General features: G+C 50.6%; 21 protein-coding genes. 4 read left to right on the plus strand and 17 right to left on the minus strand.

Features of this window, described 5'->3' with window-relative positions; all coding sequences use genetic code 11:
• Positions 1-83: 83 nt before the first annotated feature.
• From hypE to PDUR_RS18200, 14 genes are all read right to left on the minus strand, one after another.
• A complete protein-coding gene (gene hypE, locus PDUR_RS18135) occupies positions 84-1094 on the minus strand; it encodes a hydrogenase expression/formation protein HypE (protein WP_042207545.1) in 1011 nt (336 codons plus the stop codon).
• A gap of 14 nt (positions 1095-1108) precedes the next feature.
• Entirely contained in the window at positions 1109-2194 is a 1086-nt protein-coding gene (gene hypD, locus PDUR_RS18140; RefSeq protein WP_042207546.1) for a hydrogenase formation protein HypD, read from the minus strand.
• Positions 2187-2411, minus strand: a complete 225-nt coding sequence (locus PDUR_RS18145) for a HypC/HybG/HupF family hydrogenase formation chaperone (RefSeq protein WP_042207547.1) — start codon at positions 2409-2411, stop codon at positions 2187-2189. The genes hypD and PDUR_RS18145 overlap by 8 nt, the downstream gene beginning before the upstream one ends.
• Positions 2387-4750 carry a carbamoyltransferase HypF gene (gene hypF, locus PDUR_RS18150; RefSeq protein ID WP_042207548.1) on the minus strand — a complete coding sequence of 788 codons (2364 nt, stop codon included), beginning with the start codon at positions 4748-4750 and terminating at the stop codon, positions 2387-2389. The genes PDUR_RS18145 and hypF overlap by 25 nt, the downstream gene beginning before the upstream one ends.
• Positions 4751-4780: 30 nt before the next feature.
• Positions 4781-5524 (minus strand): twin-arginine translocase subunit TatC, encoded by a 744-nt coding sequence (gene tatC, locus PDUR_RS18155; RefSeq protein WP_042207549.1) that lies wholly within the window; start codon positions 5522-5524, stop codon positions 4781-4783.
• Positions 5517-6266, minus strand: coding sequence for a twin-arginine translocase subunit TatC (tatC, locus tag PDUR_RS18160; RefSeq protein WP_042207550.1), 750 nt, complete (start codon positions 6264-6266; stop codon positions 5517-5519). Before tatC (PDUR_RS18160) ends, tatC (PDUR_RS18155) begins: the two co-directional genes overlap by 8 nt.
• Positions 6267-6287: 21 nt before the next feature.
• Positions 6288-6536 carry a twin-arginine translocase TatA/TatE family subunit gene (locus tag PDUR_RS18165; protein ID WP_042207551.1) on the minus strand — a complete coding sequence of 83 codons (249 nt, stop codon included), beginning with the start codon at positions 6534-6536 and terminating at the stop codon, positions 6288-6290.
• A gap of 17 nt (positions 6537-6553) precedes the next feature.
• Complete coding sequence (hypB, locus tag PDUR_RS18170; RefSeq protein WP_042207552.1) at positions 6554-7216, minus strand: hydrogenase nickel incorporation protein HypB; 663 nt, start codon at positions 7214-7216, stop codon at positions 6554-6556.
• Positions 7217-7558 (minus strand): hydrogenase maturation nickel metallochaperone HypA/HybF, encoded by a 342-nt coding sequence (locus PDUR_RS18175; protein WP_042207553.1) that lies wholly within the window; start codon positions 7556-7558, stop codon positions 7217-7219. It lies immediately after the preceding gene.
• Entirely contained in the window at positions 7551-8027 is a 477-nt protein-coding gene (locus tag PDUR_RS18180; protein ID WP_042207554.1) for a HyaD/HybD family hydrogenase maturation endopeptidase, read from the minus strand. The genes PDUR_RS18175 and PDUR_RS18180 overlap by 8 nt, the downstream gene beginning before the upstream one ends.
• Before the next feature lie 2 nt (positions 8028-8029).
• Positions 8030-9448, minus strand: a complete 1419-nt coding sequence (locus PDUR_RS18185; protein WP_042207555.1) for a nickel-dependent hydrogenase large subunit — start codon at positions 9446-9448, stop codon at positions 8030-8032.
• 16 nt (positions 9449-9464) lie between these two features.
• Positions 9465-10364, minus strand: coding sequence for a hydrogenase small subunit (locus PDUR_RS18190; protein ID WP_042207556.1), 900 nt, complete (start codon positions 10362-10364; stop codon positions 9465-9467).
• Between the two features lie 92 nt (positions 10365-10456).
• Positions 10457-11344, minus strand: coding sequence for a hydrogenase small subunit (locus PDUR_RS18195; protein WP_042207557.1), 888 nt, complete (start codon positions 11342-11344; stop codon positions 10457-10459).
• A 456-nt stretch (positions 11345-11800) separates the two neighbouring features.
• Positions 11801-12031 carry a helix-turn-helix domain-containing protein gene (locus PDUR_RS18200; RefSeq protein ID WP_042207558.1) on the minus strand — a complete coding sequence of 77 codons (231 nt, stop codon included), beginning with the start codon at positions 12029-12031 and terminating at the stop codon, positions 11801-11803.
• A 390-nt stretch (positions 12032-12421) separates the two neighbouring features.
• Between PDUR_RS18200 and PDUR_RS18205 the strand changes: the two genes are divergently transcribed.
• Positions 12422-12694 carry a DUF6809 family protein gene (locus tag PDUR_RS18205; protein WP_042207559.1) on the plus strand — a complete coding sequence of 91 codons (273 nt, stop codon included), beginning with the start codon at positions 12422-12424 and terminating at the stop codon, positions 12692-12694.
• Between the two features lie 608 nt (positions 12695-13302).
• Here the strand turns inward: PDUR_RS18205 and PDUR_RS30110 are convergent.
• The 3 genes from PDUR_RS30110 to PDUR_RS18220 all read right to left on the minus strand — a co-directional run bounded on the left by PDUR_RS30110 (position 13303) and on the right by PDUR_RS18220 (position 15437).
• Positions 13303-13431, minus strand: coding sequence for a hypothetical protein (locus PDUR_RS30110; RefSeq protein ID WP_269079189.1), 129 nt, complete (start codon positions 13429-13431; stop codon positions 13303-13305).
• Between the two features lie 530 nt (positions 13432-13961).
• Positions 13962-15105 (minus strand): IS3 family transposase gene (locus tag PDUR_RS18210; protein ID WP_218918414.1). Its coding sequence is split into 2 segments (ribosomal slippage): positions 13962-14832 and positions 14831-15105, totalling 1146 coding nucleotides; the frame shifts between segments, so codons are not numbered across the junction.
• Positions 15106-15194: 89 nt separating this feature from the next.
• Entirely contained in the window at positions 15195-15437 is a 243-nt protein-coding gene (locus tag PDUR_RS18220; RefSeq protein WP_233277392.1) for an SHOCT domain-containing protein, read from the minus strand.
• A 119-nt stretch (positions 15438-15556) separates the two neighbouring features.
• Here PDUR_RS18220 and PDUR_RS30350 point away from each other — a divergent pair, with 119 nt between their 5' ends.
• From PDUR_RS30350 to PDUR_RS18230, 3 genes are all read left to right on the plus strand, one after another.
• Positions 15557-15736: a four-helix bundle copper-binding protein gene (locus PDUR_RS30350; RefSeq protein WP_407944238.1), complete on the plus strand. Its 180-nt coding sequence runs from the start codon at positions 15557-15559 to the stop codon at positions 15734-15736.
• 225 nt (positions 15737-15961) lie between these two features.
• Positions 15962-16681 carry a YetF domain-containing protein gene (locus PDUR_RS18225; protein ID WP_042207560.1) on the plus strand — a complete coding sequence of 240 codons (720 nt, stop codon included), beginning with the start codon at positions 15962-15964 and terminating at the stop codon, positions 16679-16681.
• Between the two features lie 18 nt (positions 16682-16699).
• A complete protein-coding gene (locus PDUR_RS18230; protein WP_042207561.1) occupies positions 16700-17206 on the plus strand; it encodes a DUF4149 domain-containing protein in 507 nt (168 codons plus the stop codon).
• The last annotated feature ends 1 nt before the right edge of the window (position 17207 follow it).

A 17207-nucleotide genomic window follows, 5' to 3' on the forward strand; every position in this document is an offset into this window, starting at 1 on the left:
TTTTCATTACTGCAGTCTCAGACCGTCTTAGTATTTCGTAATCCGGGGATAAGGTCCTTCTTTAAGATGGGGTATCCCGCTGCTTAACAAATCCGGGGCAATTGGTCGCCTACCAGCATATCGATGATGCGGTGGCCTCCGGCCAGCGTACGCATATACACCTTTCCCGGATGATCCGCGACAACTTCGCCGATTACGGCAGCGTCCCGTCCGTTGGGGTGACTGCGCAGCAATTCCATCGCTCGCTCTGCCTGGGCCCCGTCGACGATCAGAAGGGCTTTGCCCTCATTAGCTATGTACAGCGGGTCCATTCCCAGCATGCCGCATAGACCGCTCACTTCCCCTTTTACGGGAAGCGCATGTTCCTCCAGCCGGATGCCGAAGCTCTGCCCCTCCGTAAATTCATTCAGTGTAGTGGCTACGCCGCCGCGGGTCGGGTCCCGCATAAGTCTTACAGCACCGCCCATTGAAGCCGTTATCAGCTCCAGCATTCCGTTCAGCGGCGCACAGTCGCTGGCAAGTCCGGTCTCCACCTGAAGCTGTTCCCGCTCAATCAGAATCGCTGTCCCGTGGTCCCCGATCGTACCGGTGACGATCACTTGGTCCCCCGGCCGGATCAAGGCGGGAGACAGCCGGAGACCTTCCGGAATAAAGCCCACTCCGGAGGTGTTAAGGAATAGCTTGTCCGCACAGCCTCTCGGAACGATTTTGGTATCACCGGTTACAATAAATACGCCCGCTTCCTGCGCGGTCGCCGCCATGGATTCCGCAATCTCCTCCAGTTCCCCCAGAGGAAACCCTTCTTCGATGATCCAGCCGCAGCTGATATACTTCGGAATCGCACCGCAGACGGCCAGATCGTTAACGGTCCCGCAGACGGCCAGCTTCCCGATGTTCCCTCCCCTGAAAAAAAGCGGATGAATCACATAGGAATCCGTGGTAAACGCCATTTGTCCCGGGAGAGTCTCCAGCACTGCCGAATCGCCGCCCTCTAGGAGCCAATCGTTCCGAAAGTGCTTCTGAAATATCCCTTGGATCAGTTGATGGGTCAGCTTCCCCCCGCTGCCATGGGCTAAAGTAATGATTTCGCTCATTGGACTTCCTCCCGCTATTGATATCGGTAATATGCCGCACAGGTCCCTTCGCTCGACACCATACAGGAACCGACCGGGGTTTCGGGCGTGCATGCTTTTCCAAACAGCTTGCAATCGGATGGGAGGCATTTTCCTTTCAAAATATCGCCGCAGCGGCAGCCGCGCGCTTCCTCGTCCCGTTCCTCCACGGAGCCGTTTATCAGGCCCCATGCATCAAAGGCTCTGTATTTCTCACGAAGCCGAAGGCCTGAGCCCGGGATCTGTCCGAGTCCCCGCCAGACGGCATTTGAAGGCTCGAATACCTCATCGATTTTTCCCCGGGCAATCGGATTGCCACCCGGTTGAACAACCATGGAATACAAGTTGGCGACGGTGGCCTTCTTGTCCCGGATTTGCTCCAGCACGTAGAGGATCGAGCCCAAAATATCCGCCGGGTCGAACCCGGTGACGGCTCCCGGAATCCCATACGCCTTGGCCAGTTCCTCGTAAAGGCCAGAGCCGATCACCGCGCTGACATGGCCGGGATACAGGAACCCGTCAACGGCGACTTCAGGGTCCGAAGACAGCAGGTGCATCGCCGCCGGAATCGTTTTATTCGCTGACAGGATCATGAAATTGTCAAGCCCCTGCTGTGCGGCCTCCAGAACCGCGATTGCCGTAACGGGAACCGTCGTCTCAAACCCAACGGACAGAAAGATGACGGTCTTGTCCGGGTGCTGTCGGGCGATATCCAGACTGTCCAGCGGGGAATAGACCATACGGATATCTCTGCCCAGCGCCTTCTCGGTCAGCAGGCTGACGCCCTTATACGGAATCCGCATCATGTCACCGAAAGTAGCCACGATGGTATCCTCTCTCCTGCAGAGCTCCAAAGCTGATTTCAGGTAAAAGCTCGGGGTTACACAGACCGGACAGCCCGGTCCCGAAATGAGCCTGACGTTCGGCGGCAGCAGCTCCCGAATTCCATAACGGGAGATCGCCATCGTATGGGTGCCGCACACCTCCATAATTGAAACGGGCCTGCCGTCATAGCGCTGGATGGCCTTCACCAGGCCTTCCGCCAACGTTTCATTTCTGAATGGTTCCAGTTCACTAAGCATGGATATTCCCCGCCAGCTGATTAAGCAGCTCCAGCGTCTCCATCGCTTCCTGCTTATCGATGATCGCAATCGCACAGCCCGCATGAACGAGCAGGTAATCTCCAACGTTCACCTGGTCAACCAGGGCAATGGACACTTCCCTCCGGATACCGGTAATATCGATCACCGCCCTGTCGCCGCTTACGCTTTCTACTACTCCGGGTATTGCCAAACACATGCTTCTCGCATCCCTTCCCGTGTAAGATATTTGCCCAGCGCGATCGCCGCCTGACCCAGTGAGAGCCCCCCATCATTAGCGGGCACCTTGCTGTGAAGCAATACGCGAAACCCGCTGCGTTCCAATTCGTCGACCGTAAGGGCGAGCAGCAAGCGGTTTTGAAACACACCGCCGCTGAGCGCCACCTCATTCAGACCCCGCTTGGATCGAATCCGTCCGCAGATATCCGCTACAATGGCAGCCAGTGTCCGGTGAAACGCTCCGGAAATTCCGGAAATGCTCATGCCGTCGCGAATTTCGCGAACCAATTCCCGGATCAGAGGCGCAGTGCCGATCTCAAGCATGCCTTGCACAGTCTTCACTTCGTAAGGATAGATCCGTGCCGTCTCCCGGTCAGCCGCGCTTTCCAAACGGATGGCCGCCTGACCTTCATATTCGGCATAATGGCATACCCCGGTTAGAGACGACACGGCGTCAAACAGCCTGCCGACGCTGCTCGTAAGCGGCGTGTTGATGCGCTGCAGAATTTGGCGTGTGACAATGTCCCTTTTGTACGGCTCGATTGTCTTCAGCAACTCGGCCGGCAGCTCAGCAGCTTCGTCATTCAGAATATAGCTCAAGGCCATCCGCCAAGGCTCCTTGACAGCCGCATCCCCTCCGGGGAGCGGGACATACCCGAAGCGGGCCATACGCTCAAATCCACTGTAATCCCCGGCGAAAAATTCACCGCCCCAGATATGCCCGTCTTCGCCCAGTCCCGTGCCGTCGAAGGCAACTCCAATCACCGGACCGGAAACGCCGTTCTCCGCCATACAGGAAGCGATATGCGCGTGATGATGCTGAACGGGAATCTTGACGATATTCTTTTGTTCGGACGCATATTGAGAGGACCGGTATCCAGGGTGCATATCGAAGGCTAAAGCCCCGGGTTCGGCTGCGAATATATTTTGAAAATGCTCTGCTCCGCCGATCAGGGAATCCAGTGTTTCCAGGTTATCCAGATCGCCGATATGATGGCTGACAAAGGCTTTGCGGTCTTTGACCAAACAAAACGTATTCTTGAGTTCTCCCCCCAAAGCCAAAATGGGAGGATTGCCGGACTTGTGCGGCTTTCCTTCCGCCGATTGAACGACAGCGGACAAGTCAATTGGAAAAGGAACATACCCGCGTGATCGGCGGATGATGTACTCCCGTTCCCGAAACACACTGGTTACCGTATCGTCCGTCCGCATATGAATTGGCAGTTTCCCAGCCAGGTAATAGTCGGCGATTCCTTGAAGAGCGGGTACAGCCTCTTCGTCGCGGTACACAATAGGCTCACCGGAACGGTTGCCGCTCGTCATGACCATAAGCTCCATTCCGTCCTGAAACAACAGATGCTGCAGCGGCGTATACGGCAGCATCACACCCAGCATGTTGTTGTCGGGTGAAAGGGAATCCGCCGCCGGAAGAAACTTCAATGCCTCTGTCTTCAACGGAAGCAGGACGATCGGCCGCCGGGGGCTCGTTAGAAGCTCCCGTTCCTTCTCCGTAACGGCGCAAATGCGGAGCACCGTCTCCAGCGAATCCGCCATAACGGCGAACGGTTTGCCGTCCCTGCGCTTACGCGCCCGCAGCTCCCGTACCGCCGACTCCTGCGCCGCGTCGCAAGCGAGGTGATAGCCGCCAAGGCCCTTGACCGCTAGAATGGCGCCCGACTTCAACCGTTCGGCGGCACACGCGACCGGATCAGCGGTATCTACTCTTTTGCCGGAAGCATCCAGCAGATATACCTTTGGTCCGCACTTTGGACATGACACCGGCTGGGCATGAAACCGCCGATTCGATGGATCATGGTATTCCTTCTTACAATCCTCGCACAGCTCGAAATCCCGGATCGTCGTATGCTTCCTGTCGTATGGAACCTGAACCGTAATAGTAAACCGGGGCCCGCAGTTGGTGCAGTTGATGTACGGATAGCGGAACCTCCGGTTACCGGGGTCCTTCAACTCCGCAAGACAATCTTCACACACGTAGATATCCGGCGAGAGGTTCACCTCGTGAGAGGTAGCGCCAACGCTCTCTTTTATGCTGAATTCCGTGTATCCGATTGGGGAGTGCAGCACCCAGGTCAGTTCCTCGATATGCGAGAGCGGCGGGGCGGACGTTCGTAATGAAGCCAAGAAAGTATCAATGTCCGGCCTGCGGCCCTCCGCCTCCAGTCTGACGCCGCTTGCGTCGTTCGTGACCCATCCTCTCAGATCATGCTGATGCGCAAGCCGGTAGACAAAAGGGCGGAATCCCACTCCCTGCACAATGCCCTTCACCTGGACCTCCACCCGGATGACCTCACTCAACATAGCTTCTCGCCCTCATTCCATTCCTAGATGTTATTGTGACGCCGCCTCCCTGCGTTTCTCCATCCGTATGACGACTCTTAGGCTGATTTCGTAAATAAGAATCAAAGGTACGGCCAGCAGGATCACCGAGGTGATGTCAGCCACGAGCAAGCCTTCCCCGATCAATACGGAGAACACAATGGTGAACCTCGCTTTTTTCATCCAGGAGGAACGCAGGAGCCCCAGCTTCCCAAGCGCGATGAGCGGAAAAGGAAGCATGAAGACAAGACCGAAAACGACGCACAGCATCGCAATGAAGCTGATGTATTCCTCGCCCGACAAGGCCGCCTTCATATAAGAATTTCCGTATGTGAGAAGGACGCGCAAAACGGAAGGAACGACCGCCGCATAACTGAGCACGACGCCCAAAACGAAACTGGGAACCATATAAACCACCGCCGAAAGCAGCACTTTTCGTTCCTTGGCGGTCAGACCGGGACCGATAAAAGCAAACAGCTGGTAAGCGATGAGCGGGGACAGCGCGACAAGGGACGCAATAAAAGACAGCTTGACCCTCAGGACAAAAGCTCCGGTTAACGAAAAAAACGCCAGATCCAGCCCCTCGTTCCCAACGGATCTTTTTAAAATCTCCACAATCAGGAACGCTTTCGTGTAAATGACGGCGGTCAGAACAATGATGGAAACCACTGTCACAATTAACCTTCTGCGCAGCTCCGCCAAATGCTCGAGCACCGGTTGATCCGTATCTTGCCGTACACGGTTTTGATTAATCATGGGTAGTCACACGCTTCATCCCTGGCATGCCCTTTCTCTCCAGAAGGTAAATCGTCCAAATGCTGATTTCGTACAGCGCCGCCACCGGTATCGATTCCGCCAAGAGCGAGAACGCATCGGGGGTTGGAGACAAAATCGCCAGTAGGATCGCAATTCCCAGTATCGCGAATTTCCGTTTTCTCATCAGCATCTTGGAATGAATCAGGCCAATTCTCGACAGCGCGACCATCACGATCGGCAGTTCAAAAACCAGGGCCACCGAGATCAAAAAGAATGCCATAAACGATACATAAGCATTCCCGGAAATCATCGGCTTCAGAACTCCTTGTCCGCTCTTGATCAGAAAGTCGACGGTGTTCGGCAAAATAAACTCGTAGGCAAATGCGATCCCCCCCGCAAACAGAACGACAGCGATCGGAATGGCCAAAAAATAAATTTTGAGACGAATGCCGCGTCCCAGCAGGGGGGCGAACATGGACACGATCAGGCAGGCCAGAACGGGAAAAGAAGCGACAATTCCTCCGAACATCGCCACCTTCAGCTTCGTCATCACTCCGTCTACAGGCGTCATATAGAACAGCGGCTGATCCTGCAGCGGCCGGCATAACAGCTTCAGAAGCGGGTCCGACACCGCATATACGGCCGCCGCCAAGGCGATGACAATCAACACTCCGGCGATGATGCGGGCGCGGAATTTGCCCAGCCAGCGAACGGCCTTAACGATATTTTCGCTCTCCCACATCAACATTCACCGATGAGACGATTATGACTTGACTTCATTGGTTTCTTGAGTAACGGCTGCTTGAACCGGAACAGAGGCAGCTTGAATCGGAACAGGCTCGTTAGTGGCAGTTGAAACGGCAGCCTCGCCGGTCAACTCTTTGGACGCTTTCCGGAATTCAGAGAAGGCTTTCCCGATGGCTCCGCCCACCGAGGGAAGCTTGCCGGGACCGAACACAATTAACGCGATGACCAAAATAACAATAAGTTCGCCAAAACCAATATGAGGCATAGGTAACACTCCTTTTTTTATACTGGATTCGAGATCGAGATCTTTTCCTTCAACCAGGAGCACAGCTCATCAATTCCCTGGCCGGTTACGCAGGAAGTTTCAATAATATTTGCTTTCGGATTAATTTCCTGTATATCCTTGTGGAATTCATCCTTGTTAAAGTTCGTATAAGGCACCAAATCGACTTTATTCAAAATGACAATGCCGGACTTTTCGAACATGCGCGGATATTTCTGCGGCTTGTCGTTTCCTTCCGTCGTACTTAATACGGTGATGATCAGATCCTCCCCCAGCTCGAAGGATGCGGGACAAATCAGGTTGCCGACATTCTCGATAATCAGCAGGTTCGTCTCTTCCAAGTTCAAATGGCTTAAGGCGTTCCGGATCATCTGCCCGTCCAGGTGACACCCGCCCTCGGTGTTGATTTGCACGACCTGCACGCCGTGGGCCTCGATTCTTTCGGCATCCTTAGTCGTATAGAGGTCACCCTCAATCACCGCAATCTTCACTTCATTCTTAAGCCTCGCGATCACTTTCTCCAGAATGGAAGTTTTGCCGGACCCCGGGGAGCTCATTAAATTGATGACATACAGCCCCTTCTGGTTCATCAGCTTCTTGTTCTCCCGCGTCAGCTCGTCATTCACCTTCAGGATGTTGGTAACGACTTTAATGCTGCTCATTTAATCACCCTCCATCGTATCGATATACAGCTCATAACCTGTAAGCACCTGATTGTCCAGCCCGCCGCATGAAGGGCACACGGGATGGTAAAAACGGATGGGAAACGTAATGTCACAGCTCCCGCATGAGGCTGTTGCTTCCACTTGTTCGATGATAAAATCGGACCCTTCAGCAATCGTCCCCTGCGATGCGTTCAGAAAAACGAATTGCATGGCTTCCGGCAGGGCCCCCGACAGTTCTCCTACCTTGGCCGTGATGCGCCTAATTTTGGTCAAATGGTGCTCTTCAGCTTTCGCGAGGATTAATTCCAAGGCGCTTTCTACAATAGCCGCTTCATGCAAAGCTCGTCTCCTCCTGACTTGCGAAGCCCAATTCTTGCTTGAGAAGCCCGATAATCTCAGGAATCTTGTTCCTCATGAGATCCGACATTTCGAGTTCATAACCGATCTCCAGCGGTTCAATGCCGAATATGGTCACGTCCGGAGCGGCGCCGAGCATGCGGGCCATTTGGACCACATCTAAAATTTGAACATCGTGAATGGATAAATTCCCCTTCTCGTAGCTCGCAAGATCCTCCGGCCTGATCCGGTAAATCGTTCCGGGCTCCAAGCCGGCCTTGAGCGCATCGATAACGATAATTTTCCGGCACTCCAGAAAATAGCTCAGCATGGCAAGGGTGGAAGTCCCCCCATCCACCAGTTCAACCGTGGACGGGAGGTCTTCTTTCTCCAACTCGCGGATCGTATGGACGCCGATGCCGTCATCCTTCAGGAGTATGTTGCCGATTCCAATGACCGCGGTGTCCTTCATCGTTATTTGCCAAGAGGCTGCACGACAAATTTGGACATTTCCACGCCGTCTGGGGACATGACATGCACAGAACAACCGGTGCAGGGGTCAAAGGAATGCACAATGCGGAGCAGTTCCACAGGCTGCGCCGGGTCTGCCACCTGGGTGCCAATCAGTGCTTTTTCAACAGGGCCCGGGTTGCCGGAGTCGTCCATCGGAGAGGCGTTCCAGCAGGTTGGGGTAATGATTTGGTATTTGGAAATTTTGGAGCTCGATACCGATAACCAATGGCCGATCGCGCCCCGGGGAGCTTCCGTTAATCCGGAGGCGCTGCCCGATGCCGGATCGCCGATATTCGTAAATCCGCTGGCCCCTGGCGTCAATTGATCCAGCCACGTTTGCATATTGCTTACGAGCTTGGCCATTTCTACGTAGCGCGCCATATGCCGGTCCATAACGGATACGCCATTGCGGTAGTCGCCGCTTACCCACACTCTGGCCAGCGGTCCCGCTTCGAATGGCGTATTGTTGTACCGGGGAGATTTCAACCAGGTGTAAGCTCCGCTCTTTCCGTAGCTCGCTGTCGTGGTGCCGCTTGCCGGAGCTTGTCCGCTTGGAGAGGAGTAATACGAATATTTATTGTATTCCTTAATGTTCGCTTCGTTGAATGTGCCGACGGTTCCGCCTGTGACCGTACCGGCAGGGAATAACAAGCCTCCGGAAGTATTTGTGTCAAACACACCGAAGGTGATCAGGTTGCCGTACCCTGTCCCCACGTTGTAGTAATCGCTGTAAGCCGAAGCCAGCATGTTGACGTCCGATTGATAAGTACTGGAAATGAAGGACTGTATATCGTTCAAATAGTTTCTGAAGTTGGTGATTTCCGTTGCCGATGGCAGGGCCGTTACACCGCCCGGAACAATATTCGCGGCATGGGGAAGCTTACCGCTGAAGATGGCCGCCATTTCGTTAGCCTTCCTGCGGATTTGCAGCGCCGAAAGATAGTGATTCGTCAGCGTTTGGGTATCGGCGGCACTGAACCTTAGATCCTGCGTGTAGCCTCCCGTCCACGGGCTCATTTGCGGACCTTGAATATAGTCTAGTAACGATAAATGGTAAAAATGCGTGATTCCGCTGTCCAGGAAATTCGCCCCTTGAATCAGATTCCGCAGCATCAGCCCCTGGAGATTGGGTTTAAAGCCCGTTATCTTCTCAACCGCCTTGGAGGAAGCAACGGCCTGCGGTACCGGGCATACCCCGCAAATCCGCTGAGTCAGGAAAGCAGCATCTCTTGGAGGCCGACTCAGCAGCATGTTCTCAAAATCCCGGAACAGCATTCCGGCGACGGTGGCGGAAGCAACCGCATTATTTGCGTCCAGCGTGACTTCGACCTTCAAATGTCCTTCCAGACGAGTTACTGGATCCAGTTTAATTGTACTCATTATCATTCACCCTTTCTTAATCGTGGCTTGAGACGGAAATGACAGGATTTAGCGGGAATGCGGGAGATGTACAACCGATACAAGGATAATTCGATTGGACGCACCAACCTTGTCGGTTATTCCACTTTAGCGACGGGCATGGCGATAGGTTTCCAGGGCCTTTGCAGCCGATTTCCTCATAACAGCCGTAAATTCCGGGCTGGGACACTTCTTCTGTTTCTCTTCTTGGACAAACACTGTGTACGGTTGTGCTGAAATATTTACTCGGGCGGCTGTAACTGTCGAGAGAAGGTACACCAGTCAAGATTAAATCAAGCAGCGTCTGCACCATTACCGTCGCATTCACGGGACACCCCGCCAAATTGACGACCGGTTTCGCAGTTTTGCCGCTCAGCAGCGATTTAACGGTTACGCACCCTGTGCTGTTGGGGGCTGCGGCCGCCACACCGCCGAAGGAGGCGCAGGTACCTGCCGCCACGACGTATTTCGCTTTCGGTCCATATTTGAGCACAGCATCATACATGGTAAGCGGAACCCCGTTCTGCTCGCCGATAATACAGTTGTTTTTAGAAGCTCCTCCTGGAATAGCGCCCTCGATCACGAGAATGAATTGCCCGTTATACTGGTTCGCCGCATTTTCAAGCGCCTGCATCGCATTTTCACCTGCGCCAGCCATAAGCGTGCTATCATACTTCATACTGATTTTGTTCTGAAGCACATCTTCGATGGTGGTCGGGTTCGTCACGTTCAGCGTGGATATGCTGCAGCCCGAACATCCCGACCCCAGCAGCCAAATCACCGGCGGGTCCGTGTCCGCTGCCATAACCGTGTTAAGCTTGTCCATATCCATTTCCAACTTCAGCGCTGCCACAGCCGCCACCGACCACTTGAGAAAATCTCTCCTGTTGATTCTCATCAAATCTCTCCTCTTCGCGGAATGGGAGTCTCCTATCCATGGAACCACTTTAAAGGGGACCTTTCGATCATTCACCCATTCTTAGTCGCCGCTTAAGCGTTGATGAGTGGATTTAGCGGGAATGCAGGTGCTGTGCAACCGATGCACGGGTAGTCCGATTGGATGCACCAGCCTTGTTGGTTGTTCCACTTGAGCGACGGGCATGGCGATTGGTTAAAGGGACCTTTACAGCCGACACTCTTATAGCAGCCATAAATTCCAGGCTGGGAGACCTGGGTTTGTCCTCTTCTCGGACACACACTATGTATGCTTGTGCCGAAATATTTACTCGGGCGGCCGTTATTGTCGAGAGAAGGTACACCAGTCAAAATTAAATCAAGCAGTGTCTGCACCATTACCGTCGCATTCACAGGACATCCCGCCAAATTGACGACCGGGTTCGCGGTTTGGCCGCTCAGCAGTGATTTAACGGTTACGCATCCTGTGCTGTTGGGGGCTGCGGCTGCCACACCGCCGAAGGAGGCGCAGGTGCCTGCCGATACGACGTATTTCGCTTTCGGTCCATATTTGAGTACAGCATCATACATGGTAAGCGGAACCCCGTTCTGCTCACCGATAATACAGTAGTTCTTGGAGGCTCCCCCCGGAATAGCACCCTCGATTACAAGAATGAATTGTCCGTTATACTGGTTCGCCGCATTTTCAAGCGCCTGCATTGCACTTTCACCTGAGGCCGCCATGAGCGTGCTATCATACTTCATACTGATTTTGTTCTGAAGCACATCTTCGATGGTGGTCGGGTTCGTCACGTTCAGAGTGGATATGCTGCAGCCCGAACAACCCGATCCCAGCAGCCAAATCACCGGCGGGTCCGTGTCCGCTGCCATCACCGTGTTCAGCTTGTCCATATCCATTTCCAATTTCAGCGCTGCCACTGCCGCCACCGACCACTTGAGAAAATCCCTTCTGTTGATTCTCATCAAATCTCTCCTTTTCGTCGATTGGGAGTCTCTTATCCATGGAACCACTTTCTTTTTATGGCAAAATCCACACAGATTATAAAGGGGCAGAGAAACAAAGATCAATGAACAAACTGAGAACTTTTTGGATAAATTTCCCTAAAATCAGACTATTTTCCTAGCCAATCGCGGTGATCTCGGCAGAGTGTTGGTGTGGAAGCTAAGGTACAGTACATGGAAATCGCTTACAAGTTAATACTTAATGGGGTGAAATTGCGAAGGTTATCAGCAAAAGAAAAACCGCTCCAAAAGAAGCGGTAGACTGTCAACAACGTATCTGCCTTGGCAACTGTTCAATTTGTCTTTCATTTCTCCCTTGCGCTCGGGTGGTATCCAGCGTTTTTTTATCAACACTTACTCAAAATAAAATGACCATGCGTTTTCGCACAGTCATTTTGAAATAATTATAATGGTCGCTCATTCTTTTTCAATCTCATTTTCAACGAGTTCCACCAACTCTGAAGCCTTCATGCTTAAAGCACTGGCGATTGCAAGCAAAGAATTTAATGTTGGTTGATGAATGCCACGCTCCAACATAGATATGTATGTCCGATCAAGATTGCTTCGAAAGGCCAAGTTCTCCTGACTCATTTTCTGCTTTTTACGAATTGTCCTTAAAACTTGTCCAAATATTTGTTCTGATTTCAAGGAAAATACCTCTTTTTGATTCATTATTCCGTTGTATGCCAAGAATAATCCACGTAGTATACTCTACAAAATGAAATTTGTATGGTATTATCTATTCAAGAAAAAAGATACCTGTGCCATCTCAGTGCTTCAGGGACAAGATAAAGTCAGGAATAGCAAATTGTCATTTTGCGAATAGAACTGCGTGAAAGCTGAGCTTTCATTGACATTTTAGATAGGATTTATCTGATAATTGAACGTCGCTTACGCGGTAATCTGTCAACAGCTTATCAAGAGAAGGCCCCACTGGGGACAGCGCTTCTAAATTGAACTTGGATTCTTTTTAAACTTCATTAGCTTTGGCAAGGTTAAAGCGCTATATTATATACTTTTACAGATAGGATGGATGGAATGAGAAGCCTTTTGGAGGAATTGTATCACGGCAACCTGTGTCCCGATGAAAAAGTGATCTCCAGCGACCCGGATTATCGGCAGATCAGCCGAAAGACATCCGAGGCGATTGAGGCTTGGAAAAAGCGGCATTCCGAGGAGGAGTTTGAGGAGCTTGAGGCTCTGCTGGACTTATACGCTCAGACCCATGGAATGGAACTGGCCTCTTCTTTTACATACGGCTTCCGGCTTGGAGCAGGAATCATGGTTGAGGTATTAACCAGAAAGGACTAGCTTGCTCGCAAACTGAGTGCCTTTCCTGATGCTCCGCCATTATAGGAATATAATCCCACTTCGGCTAATGCCATGAGCAAATGCCTGAATGTTTTAGACACGAAAAAAATCGCACAGACACCCACTTAATAACGGGGCCATGCGATCATTTCCAAATACCTATAGATTAGATGCCGAGGACCGGGATCGAGCCGGTACGGTATTCGCCTACTGCAGGATTTTAAGTCTTGAAGTAGTCCCCTTAGCCCCTTTTCTACACCACGGAAAGCTCGAGCATAAATCCTTTAACCATGCGGGTTAAAGGCACTTTTTGTCGTCGCTATAGTGGATGCCTGATGTCTGCTTATAGAGAAATAGTCAATACTGCCAAGTAAGAACATTACTAGGGCGGGATGAATGATGTGGACCTCGTCTCATTGGATTCGAGGCGAAAATTGATGCCACGTACCGGTACTGCTCAAATAGTCCAATACACTTTAAGATATTGTGTTCACTCCTAATTTTAACAAAAAATTGCAAACTTCTCAGAATGTAAACTGGCGATGTCACCTAAATCAGGTTGTCTTGCTCGTCGTAGAAAAGTTTCGTTACCGTGGCCTGCGGATTCTTCACTTCGCTGATCCGATGACATCCGTCACAAGTAAGAACGTCCCCGTCAGATCGGCCTCCACGATTTTGCTCACCCGGCTCAGCTCGTCATACTGCCACATGCGGACGCCGCCCTCAGAGTCGGTCATGTTCACGATCCACTCGTCATTCCGATACTTTTAAAATCGAAAGTTTCAAATCAAGCAGTTACGGAATCGGGCATCAGTTAAGCAATATTCTACCGCGTCATAATCTCTAATCGTCAAAAAAGGCCTATCTTCATGCATTTTGCATTAAATAGGCCGTAAAGGATTCATACAAGATACATCAAAAACTTATTTGTTATTTTACTCCCTTATAGTTCAAATGGATTTGGTATCTTCAAAAATAATATTCGGTTTCAAAATCTCCGAAAAAAGTTGGAGTAGTGTTTTCTCTCTTTAGTAAGAGTTCTAACATCAGTTCCTCACCTTATTGCTGGTCCGACATCGTGCCGCTCTACCCCCCTCACTCATTCTACATATACCCCCCAATATGGTGCTACAAGATGTCAAGACAGAGATTTGAATATATTTAAGGTGTGAAAAAAAGTGCAAAGTGAAAAGTAGAGCTGTTGTAGGTGGAGGACAAGGCCCAAGCGAAGGCGCGGGAGGGGAACAAAGTTCCCTTCACCTTATTCCTATGTGGATGAAAGCATGACCTCCTGGTTATACACAGCAGCCGGCGTATGGTTTTGCAGGGACTGATGAGGCAGGTAGTGATTATGCAAATGGATATATCCTCCTACACCCTGCCGGGTCTCTCTTGGACTGCCATACTCGTTGATGTAAATTTCGTTGTACTTTAGGCTGCGCCAAAAGCGCTCAATGACAATATTGTCTGTCGCTCGGCCCTTCCCGTCCATGCTGATCCGAATCTCCTTTTCCTTGAGCAGATCAATGTACTTGGGACTGGTGAAGTGGCTGCCCTGGTCGCTGTTCACGATGGACGGAACACGACGGGCCAAGGCGCGTTTCATGGTTTCCAGGACAAAGTCAATTTCCAGACTTTGATCCAGTTGCCAGTCCACAATGAAGCGCGAATACCAGTCCATGACGGCATACAGATACATCCAGCCCTGTTTCATGCGGATATAGGTAATATCGACACTCCAGACCTGATCCGGCGCTGTAATCGGCAGCTTACGCAGCAGGTACGGGTAGATCCGGTGCTGTAGGTCTCGCTTACTCAGGTTAGGACCGGGGAAGATCGCCATGATCCCCATTTCCCGCATATACCGCCGTACGGTGTTGGGATGAATAGCATCCCCTTCCCGGTTCATGATGGCCGCAATCGTCCGGTAACCCATAAACGAATGGCGGGTGTAAAGCTCGTCAATCCGGTGCTTGAGGCGAATTTCCTCCGGGGAGGGAGGGACCGGCTTGTAATACAGGCTGGAACGATTCAGGCTGAGCAAGTCCGCCTGCGTTTGAATGGAAAGTTCAGCGTTCCCATACTCGACGAGGAGCAACCGTTCGGCACGGCTGAGATTATCGGCCAGATTTTTTTTTGAGCCACGACAATTGGGTGGTCAGTTTACCCACTTCGGCGTAGAGGTCTTCGATCTGCTGCTCGTATTCTTTTTTCATCTTCGTGATCCCTTTCCGGTCGTCTACAAAGAGCTGAGCCAGATTTTGAGTCGCTTCATTCTTCCAGCGATTTAACACATTGGGATGGATTCCTTCTTCCGAAGCCAGCTGCGAAATGGACTTTTCTTCTCTTAGAATCTCCAGTACAATTCGTGCTTTTTCTTCCGGCGTGAATGTTCGTCTTGATGTTGGCACAACTAAGAATCTCCTTTTTTGCTGTCTAGATTCTATGTAGCATTATACAACGGTATAATACCGCCCTTCATTTTCCATATTTTCTTCTCTCAAGACCTGGAGCGATTCGTCAAGAAACTATACTTTTGGTTGTATTCTTCCTCATTGATTTCTCCTTGGACGTACCGTTCATTCAACAGCCGTAACGGTGTATCTTCCACCTTGCATTTCTTGATCAATTGCCTGACCACGATATATACGGTATATCCGGTTACTGCAATGATCACGATAATACCGATCAGCATCATCAAACACATCCCCATCATATAAGTACCGCCCATCATCCAATCCATTGAGACAAGATCCCTCCTTTGTTTACAGTAGTTTTTCCATATGTTCACCAATGTATGAATAGGAATGGCGTGTAAGGCAAAAACTACAGAACGAATATCAAAACAAGAAGGAAAAAGGAATGTCTATTGTTCAAGCCCAGAATGTGAATCAAACTTGTATTGATGCTTGCAATCGTTGTATGCAAGCATGCGAAGAATGCTTGACCGCTTGTTTAAAAGAGCCTGACGTACAAGCAAGGGTTCATTGCATGCAACTGCTGCATGATTGCGCCGATATTTGCGCTTTAGCTTCGCAATGAGTGGCAAGAAACAGTATGTATGTCAAACAAATCTGCTCCATCGGCGCTACTATTTGCGACGCATGCGAAGCAGAGTGCGACAAATTCAAGGACGAGCACTGTAAATTGTGCGCGGATGAATGCTGCAAGTGTGCCGATGAATGCCGGAAAATGTCTGCGTAGCAAGAAGGGGGCCTTGCACCCCTTTTTATCAATCGAAAATATCGCTGAGAGTGTGAAAACAAAATGAATCAGTTACTTGAATTATTTAAATCGACAGAGCATCTGTCCAATACAGGCTTTGCAGTCAGGGCGGTCGTTTCCATAGTCCTCATTTATTTGATGAGCAAATTCCTCATGAAAAGGGCTGCTGGGCAATTCACCGCTTTCGACTTCGTCTTTTTATGGATGCTGGGCGCTTTGGCTGTCGCACCGCTGCTTGATGGGAAAATTTTGTTCACCACTACAGTCATCGCAACGTCCACCTTATATTTTTGGCATTTTTTCATTTCATGGTTAGCCGTAAGAAGCCGATCTTGGTCCAGATTCATGACGAGAAAACCGGTTATTTTGGTTGAAAAAGGGATCATAAACGAGCAAAATATGCGCCGCTCATTCTTCAACAATGACTTGCTGCTGTCCGAGATGAGGCTTGCTGATGCATCTGATTTAGTACAAGTCGAACAAGTCATTTTGGAAACCAGCGGACATTTGAGCGTTGTGAAAAAAAACGAACATTTACCGCCTAATTCAACCGAATTCCAAATTCCCGTTCCACCAGGGGGATTGCCGACCATTCTTATCAATCGCGGCAAAGTGGTGCGCGAAAATCTAATGTCCTTAAATCTGACGGAAGAATGGTTAGAAAATCAATTATTCAAATATGGGGTGATGCATTTCAAGGATGTTTATTTGGCGACCATCAGCCCCGAAGGTAAATTGTATTATTCAGTAAAGAGCAGCTAATGTCGGAGGTTGGTCGTTATGGAAAAAATCATTCACGGCTCTATAGTCGGACTGCACATTTTAGCGGTGATTACCTGGATTGGCAGCATGATCTACAGCCAGTTCGCTGTTATGCCCGCACTGAAAAAAGCGTTAGGAAATAACAAGCTTCATGCCATAAGCGGTTTAATGATGAAGAGTTATGCTCCGCTCACCTGGACAAGCCTTATCATTGTTGTTCTGACAGGTATTTATATCGTTTTCGATAAAAGGGAGCAGTTTAACACGCTGCAAACAGGACCGGGTGCTGTGCTGCTCCTGAAGCTGCTTTTGGTTGCTGCCCTGATCGTTATATTTCTCCTGCAAGTATTTCTGTATGGACCGAAGATGAAGCAATTGATTATGCCTTCCACCCCAAAAACAAACGAAAATCAGTTGGAGATGGAGAAGCTCGAACAAACAACTGGAGCCCTGTCCTGGTGGCATTTGGGGATAGGCGTTACGATTGTCATTTTCGGCGTCATTTTATCTCAACTGCTTGATTAGA

Origin of the sequence: Paenibacillus durus (assembly GCF_000756615.1) — a bacterium.
In the GTDB taxonomy this organism is placed as follows: Bacteria; Bacillota; Bacilli; order Paenibacillales; family Paenibacillaceae; genus Paenibacillus_AQ; species Paenibacillus_AQ durus.